14 protein-coding genes are annotated in these 17,133 nt (G+C 54.9%); 4 read left to right on the top strand and 10 right to left on the bottom strand.

Translation table 11 applies throughout. The features are described from left to right. Positions 1–100: 100 nt before the first annotated feature. The 4 genes from AC6IZD_RS07495 to dnaE form a co-directional block, all read right to left on the bottom strand. Positions 101–1,147 carry a 2-oxoacid:ferredoxin oxidoreductase subunit beta gene (locus tag AC6IZD_RS07495; RefSeq protein ID WP_497787067.1) on the bottom strand — a complete coding sequence of 349 codons (1,047 nt, stop codon included), beginning with the start codon at positions 1,145–1,147 and terminating at the stop codon, positions 101–103. Continuing rightward, on the bottom strand, positions 1,147–3,000 hold the full coding sequence (locus AC6IZD_RS07490) for a 2-oxoacid:acceptor oxidoreductase subunit alpha (protein WP_497787066.1): 1,854 nt from the start codon (positions 2,998–3,000) through the stop codon (positions 1,147–1,149). Before AC6IZD_RS07490 ends, AC6IZD_RS07495 begins: the two co-directional genes overlap by 1 nt. A 190-nt stretch (positions 3,001–3,190) precedes the next feature. Continuing rightward, a complete protein-coding gene (locus AC6IZD_RS07485) occupies positions 3,191–4,147 on the bottom strand; it encodes an acetyl-CoA carboxylase carboxyltransferase subunit alpha (RefSeq protein WP_497787065.1) in 957 nt (318 codons plus the stop codon). A 21-nt stretch (positions 4,148–4,168) separates the two neighbouring features. Continuing rightward, a complete protein-coding gene (dnaE, locus tag AC6IZD_RS07480) occupies positions 4,169–7,756 on the bottom strand; it encodes a DNA polymerase III subunit alpha (RefSeq protein ID WP_497787064.1) in 3,588 nt (1,195 codons plus the stop codon). A 290-nt stretch (positions 7,757–8,046) separates the two neighbouring features. On the opposite strand from dnaE, the gene AC6IZD_RS07475 reads away from it, so the two are divergent. Then, positions 8,047–8,301: a hypothetical protein gene (locus AC6IZD_RS07475; protein ID WP_497787063.1), complete on the top strand. Its 255-nt coding sequence runs from the start codon at positions 8,047–8,049 to the stop codon at positions 8,299–8,301. 131 nt (positions 8,302–8,432) lie between these two features. Here the strand turns inward: AC6IZD_RS07475 and AC6IZD_RS07470 are convergent, their stop codons facing one another. The 4 genes from AC6IZD_RS07470 to AC6IZD_RS07455 form a co-directional block, all read right to left on the bottom strand. Next, positions 8,433–9,713: a hypothetical protein gene (locus AC6IZD_RS07470; protein ID WP_497787062.1), complete on the bottom strand. Its 1,281-nt coding sequence runs from the start codon at positions 9,711–9,713 to the stop codon at positions 8,433–8,435. Positions 9,714–9,818: 105 nt separating this feature from the next. Further along, on the bottom strand, positions 9,819–10,796 hold the full coding sequence (locus AC6IZD_RS07465) for a phosphoesterase (protein ID WP_497787061.1): 978 nt from the start codon (positions 10,794–10,796) through the stop codon (positions 9,819–9,821). Between the two features lie 175 nt (positions 10,797–10,971). Then, positions 10,972–11,403, bottom strand: a complete 432-nt coding sequence (locus AC6IZD_RS07460; RefSeq protein ID WP_497787060.1) for a zinc-ribbon domain-containing protein — start codon at positions 11,401–11,403, stop codon at positions 10,972–10,974. Positions 11,404–11,522: 119 nt separating this feature from the next. Next, positions 11,523–12,017: a Fur family transcriptional regulator gene (locus AC6IZD_RS07455; RefSeq protein ID WP_497787059.1), complete on the bottom strand. Its 495-nt coding sequence runs from the start codon at positions 12,015–12,017 to the stop codon at positions 11,523–11,525. A gap of 78 nt (positions 12,018–12,095) precedes the next feature. Between AC6IZD_RS07455 and AC6IZD_RS07450 the strand changes: the two genes are divergently transcribed. Both AC6IZD_RS07450 and AC6IZD_RS07445 read left to right on the top strand, forming a co-directional pair. Beyond that, complete coding sequence (locus tag AC6IZD_RS07450; protein ID WP_497787058.1) at positions 12,096–12,998, top strand: carbon-nitrogen hydrolase; 903 nt, start codon at positions 12,096–12,098, stop codon at positions 12,996–12,998. Continuing rightward, entirely contained in the window at positions 12,998–14,092 is a 1,095-nt protein-coding gene (locus AC6IZD_RS07445; RefSeq protein ID WP_497787057.1) for an agmatine deiminase family protein, read from the top strand. Before AC6IZD_RS07450 ends, AC6IZD_RS07445 begins: the two co-directional genes overlap by 1 nt. Position 14,093: 1 nt before the next feature. Here the strand turns inward: AC6IZD_RS07445 and AC6IZD_RS07440 are convergent, their stop codons facing one another. Further along, the gene (locus AC6IZD_RS07440) at positions 14,094–14,642 is read right to left on the bottom strand and encodes a hypothetical protein (protein ID WP_497787056.1); all 549 of its coding nucleotides are present in this window, start codon (positions 14,640–14,642) and stop codon (positions 14,094–14,096) included. 128 nt (positions 14,643–14,770) lie between these two features. Here AC6IZD_RS07440 and tadA point away from each other — a divergent pair, with 128 nt between their 5' ends. Then, the gene (tadA, locus tag AC6IZD_RS07435; protein ID WP_497787055.1) at positions 14,771–15,259 is read left to right on the top strand and encodes a tRNA adenosine(34) deaminase TadA; all 489 of its coding nucleotides are present in this window, start codon (positions 14,771–14,773) and stop codon (positions 15,257–15,259) included. Positions 15,260–15,334: 75 nt separating this feature from the next. Here tadA and AC6IZD_RS07430 read toward each other — a convergent pair whose 3' ends face one another. Next, positions 15,335–16,732, bottom strand: coding sequence for a GntP family permease (locus AC6IZD_RS07430; protein ID WP_497787054.1), 1,398 nt, complete (start codon positions 16,730–16,732; stop codon positions 15,335–15,337). Positions 16,733–17,133: the final 401 nt, after the last annotated feature.

Below are 17,133 nucleotides of genomic sequence, written 5' to 3'. Positions count from 1 at the left end.
TTTCAGGAACGATTATAGAGGGAACTCTCAAACCTGAGAACGAGAGAGAACACAACAAAGGCGCGGATTGCTCCGCGCCTCGTGTCGGACAACCGAATGCCTACCGATACTCTTCCATGATCTTGTCTAGAACGCTCTTAGGCGGACGCGTTACGTCCTGTGGCAGTTTCACCAAAGGCTCGTCTGCCAAGTTCAACAGAGACGTAAAGCTCGGCTGATTGGGATTTACATAGAATAGTCCTGTCAGCACTTCGTTGTTCTCGCGAGCCTCGGCCAGTCTCTTCAAGGCTGCAATCCGATCGGTCGGGTTGTAGTCCTCCTCCAATTTGCTCAGGTGCATCCTCGAGCCATCGTGCAGGGAGATATCGATGCCGCTTCCCTCTTCGTACTCGACATCGATTTCTTCAAACGAGGGCACGAAATTGATGTCCTGCAGCGGTTCCTCGTGATCCTTCATGAACTTGTAGCTCTTCGTCGAGCCTTCATGGTCGTTGAAGGTTACACAAGGCGAAATCACATCCAAGAGCACCGTCCCATTATGTACGATTGCCGCCTTCAGCAATGCCAACAACTGCTTCTTGTCACCAGAAAAGCTGCGAGCCACAAACGTAGCTCCCAACTCGATGGCCAGCGCGCAGGTGTCAATGGCAGGCAATTCGTTAACTACGCCAGTTTTCAGCTTTGAACCCACATCGGCAGTCGCCGAGAACTGTCCCTTGGTGAGGCCATAAACGCCGTTATCTTCGATGATGTAAATCAGCGGAAGATTGCGCCGCATCAAGTGAGCAAACTGTCCCATACCAATCGAGGCAGTGTCCCCGTCACCGCTCACGCCGATGTAGAGCATCTTGTGATTGGCAACGGCAGCTCCTGTCGCTATCGCCGGCATGCGCCCGTGGACGGAGTTGAAGCTGTGCGCCCGCCCCATGAAGTATGCGGGGCTCTTCGACGAACAACCAATTCCACTCAGTTTCGCAACCTGCTCGGGTTCAACACCCATCTCGTAAAACGCGTCGATAATACGTTCAGAGATGGCGTTGTGGCCGCAACCCGCGCATAGTGTTGACTTGCCTCCGCGGTAGTCGATAACGGAGAGACCAATGCGATTTGTCTTAGCGGCTGTAGAAGTGTTCGGTATGGTAGCCATTACTTCCGCTCCTGCGACACATTCTCTTGCGACAGAATGCTGTCTGTTACAAAACGCGCTTCCAGCGGATGGCCGTTGTAGTGGCAAACGCTACGCAATCTCGACGCGTCCTCGCCCGCAATGTCCATCTTGATCAACTGCATCATCTGCGCATCGCGGTTCTGGTCGATCACGTATACGCGTTCGTGCGCGCTCACAAAGTTCTGTACATCCTTGTTGAACGGATAGGCTCGCAGGCGGAGGTAGTCAGCCTCGATTCCCTGCTGCCTTAGCTGATCCAGCGTTTCCACCATTGCCCAGTGCGATGACCCGTACGCAATGATCCCCACCTTCGCGCCCTGAGCCTTATGCTCCAGCACCGGCCCAGGAACAATGGTTCGCGCCGTTTCCCACTTACGATTCAATCGGTCGAGGTTGTTGACGTAATCATCTGGACGTTCTGAGTACTGTGCCTTCTCATTGTGTCCGCTGCCACGTGCAAACCATGCGGCCGAGGGATGAAGAGTTCCTGGCACGGTACGGTATCCGATTCCGTCTCCGTCTACATCCTTGTACCGCGCGAAGCTCCCAACCTTGTCGAGTTCTTCTTTGCTGAGCACCTTCCCGCGGTCAAACGGCTTCTCGGGATACTGGAACGGCTCGCTTACCCAGTTATTCATGCCGATGTCGAGATCACTCAGCACAAACACCGGCGTCTGCAGGCGCTCGGCAACGTCAAACGCTACCCCGGCGAACTCGAAGCATTCAGCAGGTGATGACGGCAGCAGCAACGGATGCTTCGTGTCTCCGTGGGACAGGAACGCCGTTGCGAGCACATCGCCCTGGGCGGTGCGGGTAGGTAATCCAGTTGAAGGCCCAACTCTCTGCACGTCCCAGATCACTGCTGGCAGCTCGACGTAATAACCTAAGCCAGTAAACTCCGTCATCAACGAGATGCCCGGCCCCGATGATGCCGTCATAGCCCGCGCACCAGCCCATGACGCCCCGAGGACCATCCCGATTGCGGCCAGCTCGTCTTCAGCCTGAACAACGGCGAAAGTAGCTTTGCCATCAGCATCTACGCGGTATTCCTTGAGGAAATCCGTCAACGACTCAATCACCGAAGACGAAGGCGTAATCGGATACCAGGGAACCACGGTCACTCCGGCGAACATCGCCCCGAGAGCTGCAGCCGAGTTGCCGTCGATGATGATCTTGTTCGCATTCTCGTTCATGCGCTCTACCTTGAAACGAGAGTGTGCAAGATTCGCAGCGGCATACTCGAATCCAGCTCGCGCTGCGGCAACGTTTACGTCAGTAGCGCGCTTCTTGCCACTAAACTGCTTGCTGATAGCCGTTTCCACCTCGGCCATATCGAGCGAAAGCAGATGCGCCACCACGCCGACATAAACCATGTTGCGCAACAGTTTCTTCAACTTCGGTTCCGGAGAAACTGGGCTTACAAGCTTGTCGAACGGAGCTGAGAAGAAATCCAGATCATCGCGCAGACCGGACAGATTCAGCGGCTCGTCATACAGCACAGCTGCACCGGGTTTGAGTGCTCGAACGTCATCGGCAGCAGTTTCGGGATTCATGGCAATGAGCAGCTCGGTATCGCGCTTGCGTGCCATGTATCCATCTTTGCTCACTCGAATGGTGAACCATGTTGGAAGCCCTGCTATGTTCGAGGGAAACAGGTTCTTACCGCTGACGGGAACACCCATCTGGAAGATTGTGCGCAGAAGAACGGAATTTGCGGATTGTGAACCGGAACCATTTACGGTCCCGACTTGAATGCTGAAATTGTTTACAACGGGTTCGCCATCTTGCCGACGATCCGTGCCCTGATTTAGGGCAAGGTCGATACTTGCCATGAGAAAAGGCCATCCTTAAGGGCGTGCGGTTACGTTGTTAACGCCAACATTTTGCATGAGCTCAGTCATTATACGGCAGCCGTCAACCCCTGCCGCTGCACTGTGGCATCTACCTGCATCCCCGCTGCATCAGAGCGCGAAATCCGCCCTCGGATTGGTAACTGAGAATGGGAATTGAGCCACGGCCAGCCTATTCTTCGCTGAAGAACTGGGCCATTTTTCTGAACTTTTGATATCGCGCCTCGAGCAGCTCGTCCGTGCTCAGTTTCTTCAACTCAGCGAGGCTCTCTGCCAGTACCCTGTCCAGGTTCTTTGCCATCTGGGCATGATCGCTGTGCGCACCGCCATTCGGCTCCGGTACAACGCCATCGACAATGCCAAACCGGATCAGGTCAGGCGCAGTGATGTGCATGGCCTGTGCCGCAAGATCGCGCTTGCTGGCGTCGCGCCACATGATTGAGGCACAACCTTCGGGAGAGATCACCGAATAAACGCTATTCTCCAGCATGAACACTCGATCTCCAACGGCAATTGCCAGCGCTCCTCCCGAACCGCCCTCGCCCGTCACGGTCGCTATGATCGGAACCTTCAACCTCGCCATCTCGCGCAAGTTGTACGCGATGGCTTCGCCCTGCCCACGTTCTTCAGCGCCCAGCCCCGGATATGCTCCCGGCGTATCGATGAATGTAAATATAGGACGGCCAAACTTTTCAGCAGTCTGCATCGCTCGCACTGCCTTGCGATACCCTTCCGGATTGGGCATGCCAAAGTTGCGATGAATTTTCTGCTTCGTGTCACGGCCCTTTTGCGTGCCGACTACGAGCACTTCTTCACCATGAAATCGTGCCATCCCGCAGACCATCGCAGGGTCATCGCCAAATGCTCGATCGCCATGGATTTCCGAGAAGTCAGTGAACATGTGCTCCACATAGTCCAGCAGATAGGGACGCTGCGGATGCCGTGCGAGTTCGGTGCGCTTCCAGGCGTCATAGTTCGCGTTCACCTGCTTGCGAAGGCCGTCGACACGTTCTCTCAGATCCCGAATTTGCTTTTGCGCTTCGCTATCGCTGCCTGCAATCGATTCCAGATGCGCGATCTGGCGTTCAACTTGCTCTAGTTCCTGGTCTGCCTTAATTCCAGCTTCCATTCGTCTCTTCTTCTCGCCAGTTTAGTCGATGACCTTGACCGAGTCGGCGCCGCACAACTGCTCGACGCTCCTCACGAAGGCTCTATCAGCCATCACATTATAGCCTTCAGCTTCCATCACCACGACGTACTCGCCCGGGCGCTCCAAATCAAACAAGACTTTCGCATCGCCCTTCGAGCGCGTGAACAAGTCGTGCAACGCATCGACAGTGTCCGGGGTGGCCTCCGTCAGCCGAACAGAGATACGCAGTGAACGTGGCAGTCTCACCTTTGCTTCATCGAGAGGAATGATCTCATTGATGAACAGCTTTGGAGCGGTGTCTTCTTCGACGCGCACAGCAGCCTTTACCAGCACAGGAATCTCAAGCTTCACCTTCTCGTGCAGACGCTTATACGCCTCGGGAAAAACAGCGGCCTCTACTCGCCCGACCATATCTTCGAGCACAAGGCCAGCCATCATGTCGCCTTTTCGTGTCTTGGCAATGCGCAGACCTGTGATCAACCCTGTAACCTGCACTTCTTCGTTCTTCGGCGTCGATCGCTTCATCTTCAGCACATCGGCTGTTTTCAACGCATGCAGGTCTTCGATTTTGTCCTGATATTTCTCAAGAGGGTGACCGCTAATCCAGAAGCCGAGAATTTCTTTCTCGTTCTGCAACCGCACCGATTCTTCCCAATCCGGCACGTCCGGCAACTGGTCGGCGGAATTCGCGGTAGGGCTAGCTTCTTCGAAAATGCCAAATAGCCCGTGCTGGCCCGCGTCGCGGTCACGTGCAGCCTTCTGCGCCTGTTCCATGGCCTTGTCCAGAACCTGCATCAATTGTGCGCGACGCCCCAGGGAATCCATAGCGCCGCTCTTGATTAGCGATTCCAGAACTCTCTTATTCAGCAGGCGCAGATCAACGCGCTCGCAAAAGTCGTAGATGCTTTTGAATGGACCTTCCTTGCGCGCATCTATGATGGACGCAATTGCGTTGCCGCCTACATTCTTCACCGCCGAAAGGCCGAAGCGAATCTTGTTTCCCTCGGGAGTCACTATTGGTGTGAAGTTCGACGCAGACTCGTGAACATCTGGAGCCAAGACCTCGATACCCATTTCGCGCGATTCGCCAATGTACTTCACAACGTCTTCGGTTTTGCTCGTAACGGACGTCAACAGCGCCGCCATGAACTCAACCGGGTAGTGCGTCTTCAAGTACGCTGTACGATACGCAACGAGCGCATACGCTGCAGAGTGCGATTTATTGAAACCGTATCCCGCGAACTGCGCCATTAGGTCGAAGATGTGTCCGGCCTTCTCAGTAGAGAAATTTCGCTCTGCCGCGCCGCTCATGAATCGCGCACGCTGCTTGTCCATTTCCTCGGCGATCTTCTTACCCATTGCGCGGCGCAGCAAATCGGCTTCGCCGAGTGAATAGCCGGCAATCACGTTTGCGATCTGCATTACCTGTTCCTGATAGACGATGACGCCCAGTGTTTCCTTCAACAGGCGCTCTAGTTCCGGCAACATGTAATCGACTTTTTTGCGTCCCCATTTGCGCTCGATGAAGTCGTCGATCATGCCGCCCTGAATCGGCCCAGGACGATAGAGGGCGTTCAAAGCCGTCAGGTCTTCGATGGTCATCGGATGGTAGCGCCGCAGCACATCGCGCATGCCATCGGATTCGAACTGGAAGACGCCCGAGGTATGTCCCGTGTGGAAGACCTTCTCGTATGTCTCCATGTCTTCCTGCGGAATCTTTTCCATCTCGATGTCTTCGCCGCGTGTTTGCTTAATCATCTTCAGACAGTCGTCGATGATCGTCAGAGTGGTGAGCCCGAGGAAGTCCATCTTCAACAAGCCCATCTTCTCGACGGCCTTCATGTCGTAGGCCGTCACGATTTCATCGTTCTTTGTCTTATAGAGCGGCACGAGCTCGTCAAGCGGCACCGGGGCAATTACAACGGCGCTAGCGTGCACGCCGGAGTTCCGAACCATCCCTTCCAACTTCTTTGCCGTGTCGACCAGATTCCGTATGGTTGGTTCGTTGGTGTAAACATCGTGAAACGCGGAGACATCCGCGAGGGCTTTGTCGATGGTCATTCCTGGCGTACCAGGAATCATCTTTGCGACCCGATCCACTTCGCTGTATGGCATATCAAGCACTCGACCCGTGTCTTTGATCGCTGCTTTTGCAGCCATGGTGCCGAAGGTTATGATCTGCGCCACCTGCTCACGCCCGTACTTCTGGGTCACGTAGTCGATGACTTCGCCGCGTCGATTCATGCAGAAATCCACGTCGATATCAGGCATGGACACGCGTTCAGGGTTTAAGAAACGCTCGAACAGCAATTCATTCTGAATGGGATCTACATTCGTGATTCCCATGGCGTAACCCACAAGCGAACCTGCGGCTGAACCACGTCCCGGGCCTACAGGAACTCCAGCTTCCTTCGCATAATGAATGAAGTCCCACACGATTAGGAAGTAGCCAGGGAACTTCATCTGCTTGATGATGCCGATCTCGCGATTCAGACGCTCTTCGTAATCGGCGAAGCTGTGCTTCAGTTTGCCTTTGTCCTTCAACTCGCGCAGAAACACCATGCGCTGTGCCATGCCTTCCCGCGCGATTCGTTCGAAGTAGCTGTCGATGGTCTCGCCTTCCGGAACATCGAATCGCGGGAACGCATTCTTCAACTTCGCCATTTTCAGATTGCAACGCTCTGCAATCCCCACCGTGCGGGTAAGAAACTGCTCGTATCCATGGAAGACTTTTGCCATTTCCTCGTAGCTCTTTACGAAGAACTGGTTAGTCTGGAACTTCATTCGATTCGGATCGGCCATGGATTTACCGGTCTGGATGCACACCATGGCATCCTGAGCCATTCCATCGTCCTCGCAGATGTAGTGACAGTCGTTCGTCGCTACCATCGGAATGTCGAGATCCTTTTCGAGCCTAAGTAGATCTTTGTGAATGCGCTTCTCTTCTTCTAGTCCCTGATCTTGGATCTCGAGGAAGAAATTGCCACGTCCGAAAATGTCTTCGAAAGTCTTTGCTGCCGTACGCGCATTTTCGTACTGACCTTCTGTTAATCGTTCAGCGACTTCGCCCTTCAGGCATGCTGCCAGACCAATGAGTCCTTCTGCGTGCTCCGCAAGATAACGTTTGCTGATGCGAGGCTTGTAGTAAAAGCCGTGCAGAGATGCTTCAGAACAGATCTTGGTGAGGTTCTTGTAACCAGTTTCATTTTCTACAAGCACGATCAGGTGGTTGTAGCTATCCCCTTGTGGCTCGGTTCGATGATCTTCTTTCTTACAAATGTAGAGCTCGCAACCGAGGATCGGCTTAATCCCAGCTTCCTTCGCATCGTTGAAAAAATGCACGGCGCCGAAGATGTTCCCGTGATCCGTCATGGCAACGGCAGGCATATTCAGCTCTTTTGCTCGCTTGCACAGCAACTTGGTGTCGCATGCACCGTCGAGCATGGAGTAGTCGGTATGAAGATGCAGATGGACGAAATCGGCAGACATGGCTACCGCTAGTTTACCGCTCGGGTTCGCGCCGAAGTAGCTGGAATGTGAGGAAAAGCTTGCAAACAGCTCACCATTCAGCAACTTTCGGAGTTTCAAGGGCACGTGTGCGGGTCGGATTTTCAGGTTAAAAGTGCGGAACTACGTCACCAGTTACCGTTTTCTGTCACATTCCATCTTCTTCATCAGCCCTCGACATCTGGCCTGTCCAAACTGACCACGATGTCAGCCAACCCGTTCAACATAGGATTTTGGACACTTACTTCCGTCATCTCTGCAGAAACAGAATTTGCTACTCTGTCGAACCTTTTTGCCCTGTGCAGAATCAAAGTACCCAGATGCCTTAGTACTGGCGTCAGGGTCCGAACCGGGGACCAGGAGGTATATCGATGTTAGGTGTCTTCGACATGCTCTTCGGCTGCTGGCATAAGAGGTACAGCTTCCCTATCACAGCGAAGAAAGGACACGCCCTTCGCTCTGAAGCTGCGCGCGTCACGGGGACCTATGTTGTTTGCCTCGATTGCGGAAAAGAGTTCCCTTACGACTGGAACAAGATGAAGGTACTGTCGGCTGAAAGCACAGCGCCCAGTGCCTCTACTCCGCTCTCGGCAGAGCCAGTTACAGGTTTCATCAAAGCGGCATGAGATTAGCGCTGGCATTTCGCGAGTCGGCGAGAAGGTTCTCGCGACGGGCATCTGCCAGCCGAACATTCAACCTTTCTCAGTCGCGACTAACGCTGCTCCTTGGCAAAGCTCTTCGCTCGAAATGTACCTGCTTACCGGTTAGCAGAAGCGGTTGTGGCGGATTGATCTTTGTTCGCCACAACACGAGCAACAGCAATCATACCGATCGCCTGAGCTGCAGTGTCATCCAGTCCTCGCACCCTGCGTAGCGCGTCAATTGAGCTAACTTGTGCTGAGGCTTCGCTGACTTCTTGAATCAAAGCGGGCGTACCCGGCACGGTCTGGCGTTCTTTCCACGCATCATTGGCAGAGCTGAAGGCCAGATCAAAATAGCGCGCCGCAAGTTTCTTGTCTCCACCTAATCCGCTAACAAAGCCACTCGCCGCAGCTTCGCGCGCTCGCTGTGACGCTGGCAAGGTTTCAAGTTGCTGCATGCGATCCGGCTTACCTGACTGCATTGCATCCAGGATTGATGCTGATTCCTCCTCGGGGCGTGAAATCTCTCCTTCGCCTCCGGCAGTTTGCGCGGCTTGGCGGGCCATTACATCAGAGGCGAGAGCTTCCTCGTAGCCCTCTGTTCCCAGCACGCTTTTCATCGCACTCGTGGTCACGTTCAGAGCTACCGTGCGATCTCCACTCTCCTCGAGTTTGCCGAGCCACAGCAACAGGCGCAGACCAGAGTTCCTCGCAACACCTGAGTCAACGTTGCCCGCAATACGCGCATACATCGCTGCGAGGGTTGGTGCTTCATGCTGCATCTTCTCAGCTTCACTCGGGAGCGAATCGAACAGCGTCTCGAAATGCACGGCGGTCCACGCCGATTTCAGACCAGCACGATCCATGAGGGCGAGCGTGAGCCGAGGAGCAACTTTCTTCTGCTCAAGTCCAGCATCGATCAATCGTTGTGCGACTGGTGTCGTAGCCGGGCACGCTGATACCGCCGCTATGAGCGTGGGCTCGGCAACGTCGGCTCGCGCAGAATGAATGCTCTCAACAAGGCTCAGCACCGCTTGGCAATCGACTACGCCAGACGTGAGCATGGAGATCTCGGGCCGAGTACCACGCTGGATCAGATCCTGCTCTATGCGCAGACCCTCGCGGCTGTAGGTCTTGGCTAGCGATGGGCGGATGGGCGACATCACGGAAGCAGCAGAAGCAAGAACCCTCAGTCTGTCTTGAGGATCAGTTTGAGGCAGAGCTACAGCGGCTCGGACGACATCGTAAGCGAATCGTTTCTGGGAATCGAGAGGCTTTGCGGTGACGTCAGGAGCGTCAGTCTTACTGCCACGCGCGACTGCATTTGCTCTTCCGCCCTGGGCAAAGGCCAGCCCTGTGCTGAACATTGTGATGCCAAGGATTAATCTAGCTGCCAATCTCATCGGGGTAAAAGTGTAACTGATCGGGCACTGAGCTGCACTTTCAGCACAGGATTGCCCAATCAGTTAAGCTTTTGCCCTGAATCGTTACCCTCTGGCTAATTACTTCGAGTGGTACCTCGCAGCGTGACTCCTCAACTCGGCAACAATCTCTTTCGCGGCCTCGGTCGCACGCACGAATTCGCCCGGCGGGAAACTGATCGCTCCGACACGAGCATGACCTCCACCACCGTAGCGCTCGCAGATCTTTGCGAGGTTGATCATGTTCTCTGCATCGGTCCACGGATTGGAGCCAACAGAGATCTTCACGCGGAAGCTGCTCTTACTGAGGCCAACGCTGTAGATGCTTTGCGGATGCAAGTAGTACGGGATGAACTTGTTGTAGCCTTCGAGATCGTATCCAGTCACATCGAAGAAGATCGTCTTATCAACGCACTCACTGTGCTCGCGAATGATGTCGATAGAACGCTGGTGACGATCGAGGAGAGGTGGAATACGGTCTGCCACTAGTGGCATCGCGACGATTTCGCCGAGGGAACGATAAGCGAGAAGTTCTATTAAGCGTGGAATAAGCGTGGGATCCTGATTCGCCTCGATTGCCATGGTGATGCGCATGGCAGGCTCTTTCATCGCGACAGCGACTTCGGCGCACTCGTAGGATGCACCATCGACAATGTCAGCCCAGGTGACGAGTTCCTCGACGGCAGATAAGTCAAAGCCGAAGCGGTTCTGCGCAATGGTGGCGAGGAACTTGGTGCAGGACTTGAAGTCCGGATCAAAGAACTTCTTGTTGCTCTCCTGCTGCTCGAAATGCTCGGCGTCTTCCTGGGTGAGAAACGCGCTCTCATGATGGTCGAACCACCATGTCAGCTTGTCGGAAGCGAGATACTTGAAATCGACAATGGCGTTCTCGTCTCCGCTGAAGTCGTCGATATTGAAGAGTGCGCCAGCGCGGTGAAGTAGGCCCTGAAACTGGAACTCTACATTGCGACGGATGCGCTCGCGGTAAAAGCGCGTAAACAGTGACGCAGAGCAAGCTCCATCAAAACATTTGTCGTGATAAAAAACCTTAACTATCAATGGTTCCCTTTCTGAACGGTTCGTCACCGTGCATAGCGCATGCCTGGGAGGAAAGCACTTAGACATAAATGTTTTTGAAGGGGAGTGTCAAGAGCTAAGGAGTTGTGTTTCGCCAAGGCTCTGCCTGACAGGAGAATCCCGAAGCGGGACTGCGCCAACTCTGGGCACCAGATTGCTATGCGATCTTGACCGCCTGATCTTCTGCCCAGTCGCCAATGAGCGGCAACTTGAATTCACTGCCTTGAAAAGCTTTTACAACGAGGATGACCCAGATCACGAAGAGGGCTATTTCGAGAATAGGCCAGAGAAAGATTCCTGCGACCGGGACATAAATGACAATCCTCGGGATCATGGAAACGACAGTGAAAGCGAGCGACTGGAACGAGTGGAAACGAATAGATCGGTCATTTCGGTAGGGATCGATGAGCAGGAAAACGATTGCCGGAATGACGAAGTAAGCAAGCGCTGCAGCTATGTTGCGCGGGATTCCGAAGTCACTGGCGCCAGGAGGCACAGTTCCAGACACTGGCCCAGCCGAGCGTCCACATCGCGAACAGAACTTAGCGTTCTCACCCAGAGCCGCGCCGCAATTTGTGCAGAATGCCATTTGTGCCTCCGTGGGCCGAGCTGATGCTGGATATTCAGAGTGCCGCAGCCTTGACGGAGGTTGCCGCACCAGGATTCATACCACTCGACAGCCATTCAGAATGGGAAGCCGAAAGGAAGTCACTTCTTCTGCTTCTTCTGGCACTGATCGCAAATGCCATAGATCTGGAAGGTATGGCGCGTCGTATTGAAGTGGTACTTGCGGCCCATTTCCTTCTCGACGTTCTCTATCTCCGGAGAGAAGAACTCGACGGAGCTGCCACACTCAGTACAGAGCATGTGGTGATGGCTGCGCCGCTGGTACTGATGTTCGTAACGAGTGATGCCGTCGTGGAACGCTACTCCGCTCGCCAAGCCGCACTCGGCCAATAGTTTGAGAGTGCGATAGACGGTGGTGAATCCAATGTGCGGATCGGCCCGCTTTACGAGCTGATGCAGTTCCTCGGTCGAGAGGTGATCGTGAGTTTCGAGGAACGTGCGCAGGATCGAATCGCGCTGCTCGGTGTGCTTGAGACCGACACGCTTCAGATGACGATTGAAGATCTCCTCGGCCTCACGTATCGATTCGTGCGAGAGCTGGGAGTTATCGTCAACGCGTTTTGGCGGCGTAGTCATATGTTTTCAGGCGCTTGGAGAAGAATACCATTGGCCTTTGATATTCTAACTCTGACTCTCAAATAGCTGGAGGACCCATTGGCGGCCGACAAATTTGAAGTAGGCCTTATACAGATGTGCTGCTCGCCCGAACCGGATGACAACGTCGAGCGTGCAGTGGAACATGTGCGGGAGGCCGCCCGCCGCGGTGCAAAGGTTATTTGCCTGCCGGAACTCTTCCGCACCCAATACTTCTGTCAGCGCGAAGACACCGCGCTCTTCGACCTCGCGGAATCGATCCCCGGGCCGACGACGGCGCGATTCTCTGCTGTCGCTCGCGAGCTGAAAGTCGCTATTGAGGTTTCGCTCTTTGAACGGCGCGCGCCTGGGCTTTATCACAATACCGCCGTAGTGCTGGGCAGCGATGGCGAGATTCAGGGCATTTACCGCAAAATGCACATCCCGGACGATCCCCTGTATTACGAGAAGTACTATTTCACGCCGGGCGATCTTGGATTCAAGTGCTTTGACCTGAAGGAAGGTGCGGTAGGCACGCTGGTGTGCTGGGATCAGTGGTATCCGGAGGGCGCTCGGCTGACCGCTCTGCAAGGGGCAAACATAATCTTCTACCCAACGGCGATTGGATGGCATCCGGCAGAGAAGGCCGAGTGGGGACAGGCACAGTACGAGGCATGGTTCACCATCCAGCGGGCGCACGCGATTGCGAATGGAGTGTATGTGGGCGCGGTAAACCGCGTGGGGCACGAGACCGGCAACATTCGCGGCAATGACGTCAAGGGAGCGGGTCTGGAGTTCTGGGGAGGGTCTTTCTTGGCTGATCCCTTTGGACGAATCATCGCCAAGGCCTCGCATGACAAGGAAGAGATCCTGATCGGGACTATTGACGTAAAGCTACAAGAGGAGATTCGCCGCAACTGGCCTTTCCTGCGCGACCGACGCATTGACGCCTATACGCCTATTACGCAGAGGTTCGGACGGTAATGGCGAAAAAGACGGGAGTGGAGTATCCGGCGGCATTGGGTTTTCGCATGCCTGCGGAGTGGGAACCGCAGCGTGCAACGTGGTTGGCCTGGCCACACAACAGGTCGGACTGGCCAGGAAAATTTGAACCTATTCCCTACGTATATGCTGAGATCGTACGGCATTTGGCACACGCGGCCGGGGTCGAGCTTATCGTGAACGATGAGGCTGCTGAAGCGCGGGCACGCGGAGTATTAACAGCCGCCAATGTACTGCCTGCGCTGGAACGACGCATCCGGTTTCATCAGTGGCCCACAAATCGTGGATGGTTGCGCGACTCCGGACCGATCTTTGTCAAAGACAAGGCCGGAAAAGTCGCTGTGACTAATTGGAAGTTCAACGCATGGGCCAAGTACAAGAACTGGAAGCTCGACAACGAACTGCCCGGACTGGTGTCGAGTAAGTTGAGGTACAAGGCTTTCGAAGCAGCGGTCGAGGTTGATGGCGCTTGTCGGCAGATGGTCTTGGAAGGCGGCTCGATCGATGTCAACGGTCGCGGACTGCTGATGACCACAGAGGAATGCCTACTTAGCACCGTGCAGCAGCGAAATCCGGGGATGAACTGCGCAGAAATCGAAGCGGCTCTGGGAGCTATGCTTGGCGTCAAAAAGGTGCTGTGGATCGAAAGCGGAATTGTGGGCGATGACACGCACGGGCATGTCGATGATATTGCAAGATTCGTGGGGACACGCACGGTGCTGGCCGCAAGCGAGCAAGATCCAGAGGACGCGAACTACACGATCCTTAAGAACAATCTGAAGCGTCTGAAGAAGATGACGGATGCCGTGGGAAGGCCGCTGGAAGTCATTCCGCTGCCCATGCCTGCGCCTGTGGTTTTTAAAGGTCAGCGGGTGCCAGCAAGCTACGCGAACTTCTACATCTCAAATCGTACGGTGCTGGTTCCAACGTTCAACGACTCGAATGATCTCAAGGCACTGAATACGATCCAGCGCGTTCTACCGAAGCACCGGGTAATTCCGATCTATTGTGGCGATCTTATCTGGGGCTTGGGCGCTATTCACTGCATGACGCAGCAGGAGCCGGCGGCGGGATAGCCTACTTACGGCGGCGGCGAGCTGTTTGTAGCAGCCCCAGCGCGAGCACGCCTACAAGCGGAACGATCATGTAACTTCCTGGCTGCGAGCGCAGTCGGCCGGAGTCAGGAAGGAAAGTTGCCGAACGGCGAAGAAGCCGGTTTTCAGACGGGCCAAACAAGGACGCGGAGGAGTACGGAGTCTCGCCCGAGGGGGACTGAACGGAGTTCTTGCAGGAGGTTCCAAGGTCATCAACGGCGAGGAAATTTATGGTGTCGTTGGAAGAGCTCACGTTTGTAGTGCCCACGGCCAAGGTGTCGGGAACCGTTCCGGTGATGGAGACCACGTGGCCGACTTTTCCTTCGAGTTGATTGAGATTGGTACCTACAAGACGATACTGGCGAGTTGTGGCGCCAGCCATGATCAGGTCGTATTCGGCGCCTGACTGCACAAGGCATCCGCGAAACGTGAGCGGACGAAGCTCACCGGAATACGAGCCTTGAGATGTACTTTGTGCGAACGCACAAACCGCGCTCAATACGAATACACACGCGATGATGACGCGATTCATGACGATACCCCTGATAGCATCAATTCTGGGAAATTAGAGGTGAGGTGCTGTTCGCGGGTTTTCTTCGAACTGAGGAGCTGCAGTATTAATTTTGCTTTGCGATCTTCTGGCTGAGGTAAAGACTGCCGATGAACGACGGTAGCAGTATCCGGGACAAAACACCTGACGAACTATGGATGGAAGAGGCGCTGAGGCTTGCGCATCTGGCGGAGGTCGCTGGAGAGGTTCCAGTAGGTGCTGTGGTTGTGCTTGAGAGGCGGATCATCGGACGAGGCTGGAATCAGGTGATATCTAGCAGCGACCCGTGCGGTCACGCGGAGATTCTGGCAATGAGAGACGCTGCCCGCGAACTTGGCAACTACCGCCTGAGCGGTTGCGAGATTTACGTCACCCTGGAGCCTTGTGCGATGTGCGCAGGAGCGATGGTCCACGCACGGATCGCACGTCTGGTATTTGGGGCAATGGACCCGAAAGCAGGTGCTGTAGGCGGAATCATGCAGGTGATCAATCATCCGAAGGTGAATCATCGGATGGAAGTAGCACAAGGAGTTCTGGCCGGAAGGTGCATGGAGATACTGCAGGCGTTCTTTCGCGAGAGAAGAAGGACGGCAATGTAAGAGATCCAGTTCCGGAGTTCGCGATTTGAAGTTGGTTGGGGCTGCCGTGGGCAGCCCCTTTGAGTTCTGCTGGTGCTAGACCAGGTGAGTCATGTAGAACAGGGCGATAATGACAAACACGGCCGAGGTCTTGATGCAGGTGACAGCGAAAATATCCTTGTAAGACGTCCTGTGCGTAAGTCCTGTCACCATGAGCAATGTAATGACGGCTCCGTTGTGAGGCAGTGTGTCCATACCACCAGAGGCCATGGACGCTACGCGATGCAGCACTTCCATGGGGATGCCATGAGCGGTGGCAGCGGCAATGAACTGGTTAGCCATAGCAGCCAGCGCAATACTCATGCCTCCTGACGCAGACCCGGTGATGCCAGCGAGGATGTTTACGCTGATAGCTTCATTTACCAGCGGGTTCGGGATGTGAGAGAGCGCGTCACGAACAATCAGGAAGCCAGGAAGAGCCGCGATTACAGCGCCAAAACCGTACTCCGACGCGGTGTTCATTGAGGCGAGCAACGCGCCCGCAATTGCCGATTTACTGCCTTCGGCGAATTGGCTCTTGATGCGGGAGTACCCGAACAACACCACGGTGATGATGCCCAGTACCAGCGCGGTCTCGACCGACCAGATGCCGTTTAGCTTTGTTACATCCTGCGTAATTGGCTTACCAGCCGCAGTCAGTTGAATGGTGTTGCTCGCGCCGTAGATGCGCGGGATGACCATTCGCGTGATGACGAGATTGGCGATTCCTACGACGAACAGAGGGAGGATGGCCAGAGCCGGGTTGACCAACTTCCCTTCTCCGGCTGGGAGGGTTTCATTGATGTGTCCGGTACCGTAGCCCTCACCGGCAGCATGCGCACGTCGACGGCACCACTCGAGGTACATCATGCCGACGATGAGGATGTAGATTGCGCCAAGAGTACCAAGCACGGGAGCAGCGTAAATCGTTGTCTTAAAGAACGTTGTCGGGATGATGTTCTGAATCTGCGGGGTGCCCGGCAGCGAATCCATCGTGAAAGTGAAAGAGCCCAACGCGATTGTGCCAGGAATGAGGCGCTTCGGAATCTTGGCCTCGCGGAACATTTCAGCCGCGAACGGGTACACGGCAAACACCACAACAAAGAGCGAGACACCACCGTAGGTGAGTAGGGCACATACGGCGACAATGGAGAGAATGGCGCTCTTTTCGCCGAGAACCCCGATCACTGCCGAGACAATCGACTTTGCAAAGCCGGAGAGCTCAATGAGCTTTCCGAAGAGCGCTCCCAACATGAAAGCAGGAAAGTAGAGCTTTACGAAGACAACCATGCTTTCCATGAACAGGCCGCTATAAATGGGCAGCACGGCATGCGGTTGCGTAAGCAGAACCGCTGCCAAGGCCGCGATTGGCGCAAACAAGATGACGCTAAATCCGCGGTATGCCACCAGCATCAAGAAGGCTAGCGCACCTATACAAATCAGAAACTGGATCATTCAATTTCCTCCTACAGGTTGGGGTACGTTGGCTTTGTTGAGCGCTCTTTGTTCAGGTCGTACGGGTCTTACTGGTGTATCGGGGTACCGCGATGTGATCTTGGGTTCGTGTCGCTCCGCCCCACAGCGGTGACACAGGGGCACAAGCTTCTCACGATTCGATGAATTCTCAAAGGGAAACGCTGGCTCTGCTCAATTTTTCATCTACAAAGGACTGTTCACCCTCCGAAACCGTCGAGCACGTTACGTCAGCGCGGAATCGGTTGTCAACGGCTAGAAGAAGGCAGGGCGGAAGAAAGCTGGGGAGTGAGAGGGGAGGTTGCACAGAATGAAAAATCCTCCGCCCCAGAAAGGGGGCGGAGGAGTATCCCCGCACAGGATAAAACCTGCCGGCCGTGGGG

This window comes from Koromonas humicola (assembly GCF_059726255.1).
Note: the sequence above shows the minus strand (reverse complement) of the source record. Positions and strands in the feature narration are given on the sequence as shown.

Coding starts and splice junctions, on each gene's coding strand:
- AC6IZD_RS07460 (WP_497787060.1), bottom strand. CDS start 11,403: ATGGCATTCTGCACAAATTGCGGCGCGGCTCTGGGTGAGAACGCTAAG.
- AC6IZD_RS07495 (WP_497787067.1), bottom strand. CDS start 1,147: ATGGCTACCATACCGAACACTTCTACAGCCGCTAAGACAAATCGCATT.
- tadA (WP_497787055.1), top strand. CDS start 14,771: ATGAACGACGGTAGCAGTATCCGGGACAAAACACCTGACGAACTATGG.
- AC6IZD_RS07430 (WP_497787054.1), bottom strand. CDS start 16,732: ATGATCCAGTTTCTGATTTGTATAGGTGCGCTAGCCTTCTTGATGCTG.
- AC6IZD_RS07475 (WP_497787063.1), top strand. CDS start 8,047: ATGTTAGGTGTCTTCGACATGCTCTTCGGCTGCTGGCATAAGAGGTAC.
- AC6IZD_RS07440 (WP_497787056.1), bottom strand. CDS start 14,642: ATGAATCGCGTCATCATCGCGTGTGTATTCGTATTGAGCGCGGTTTGT.
- AC6IZD_RS07445 (WP_497787057.1), top strand. CDS start 12,998: ATGGCGAAAAAGACGGGAGTGGAGTATCCGGCGGCATTGGGTTTTCGC.
- AC6IZD_RS07455 (WP_497787059.1), bottom strand. CDS start 12,017: ATGACTACGCCGCCAAAACGCGTTGACGATAACTCCCAGCTCTCGCAC.
- AC6IZD_RS07490 (WP_497787066.1), bottom strand. CDS start 3,000: ATGGCAAGTATCGACCTTGCCCTAAATCAGGGCACGGATCGTCGGCAA.
- AC6IZD_RS07485 (WP_497787065.1), bottom strand. CDS start 4,147: ATGGAAGCTGGAATTAAGGCAGACCAGGAACTAGAGCAAGTTGAACGC.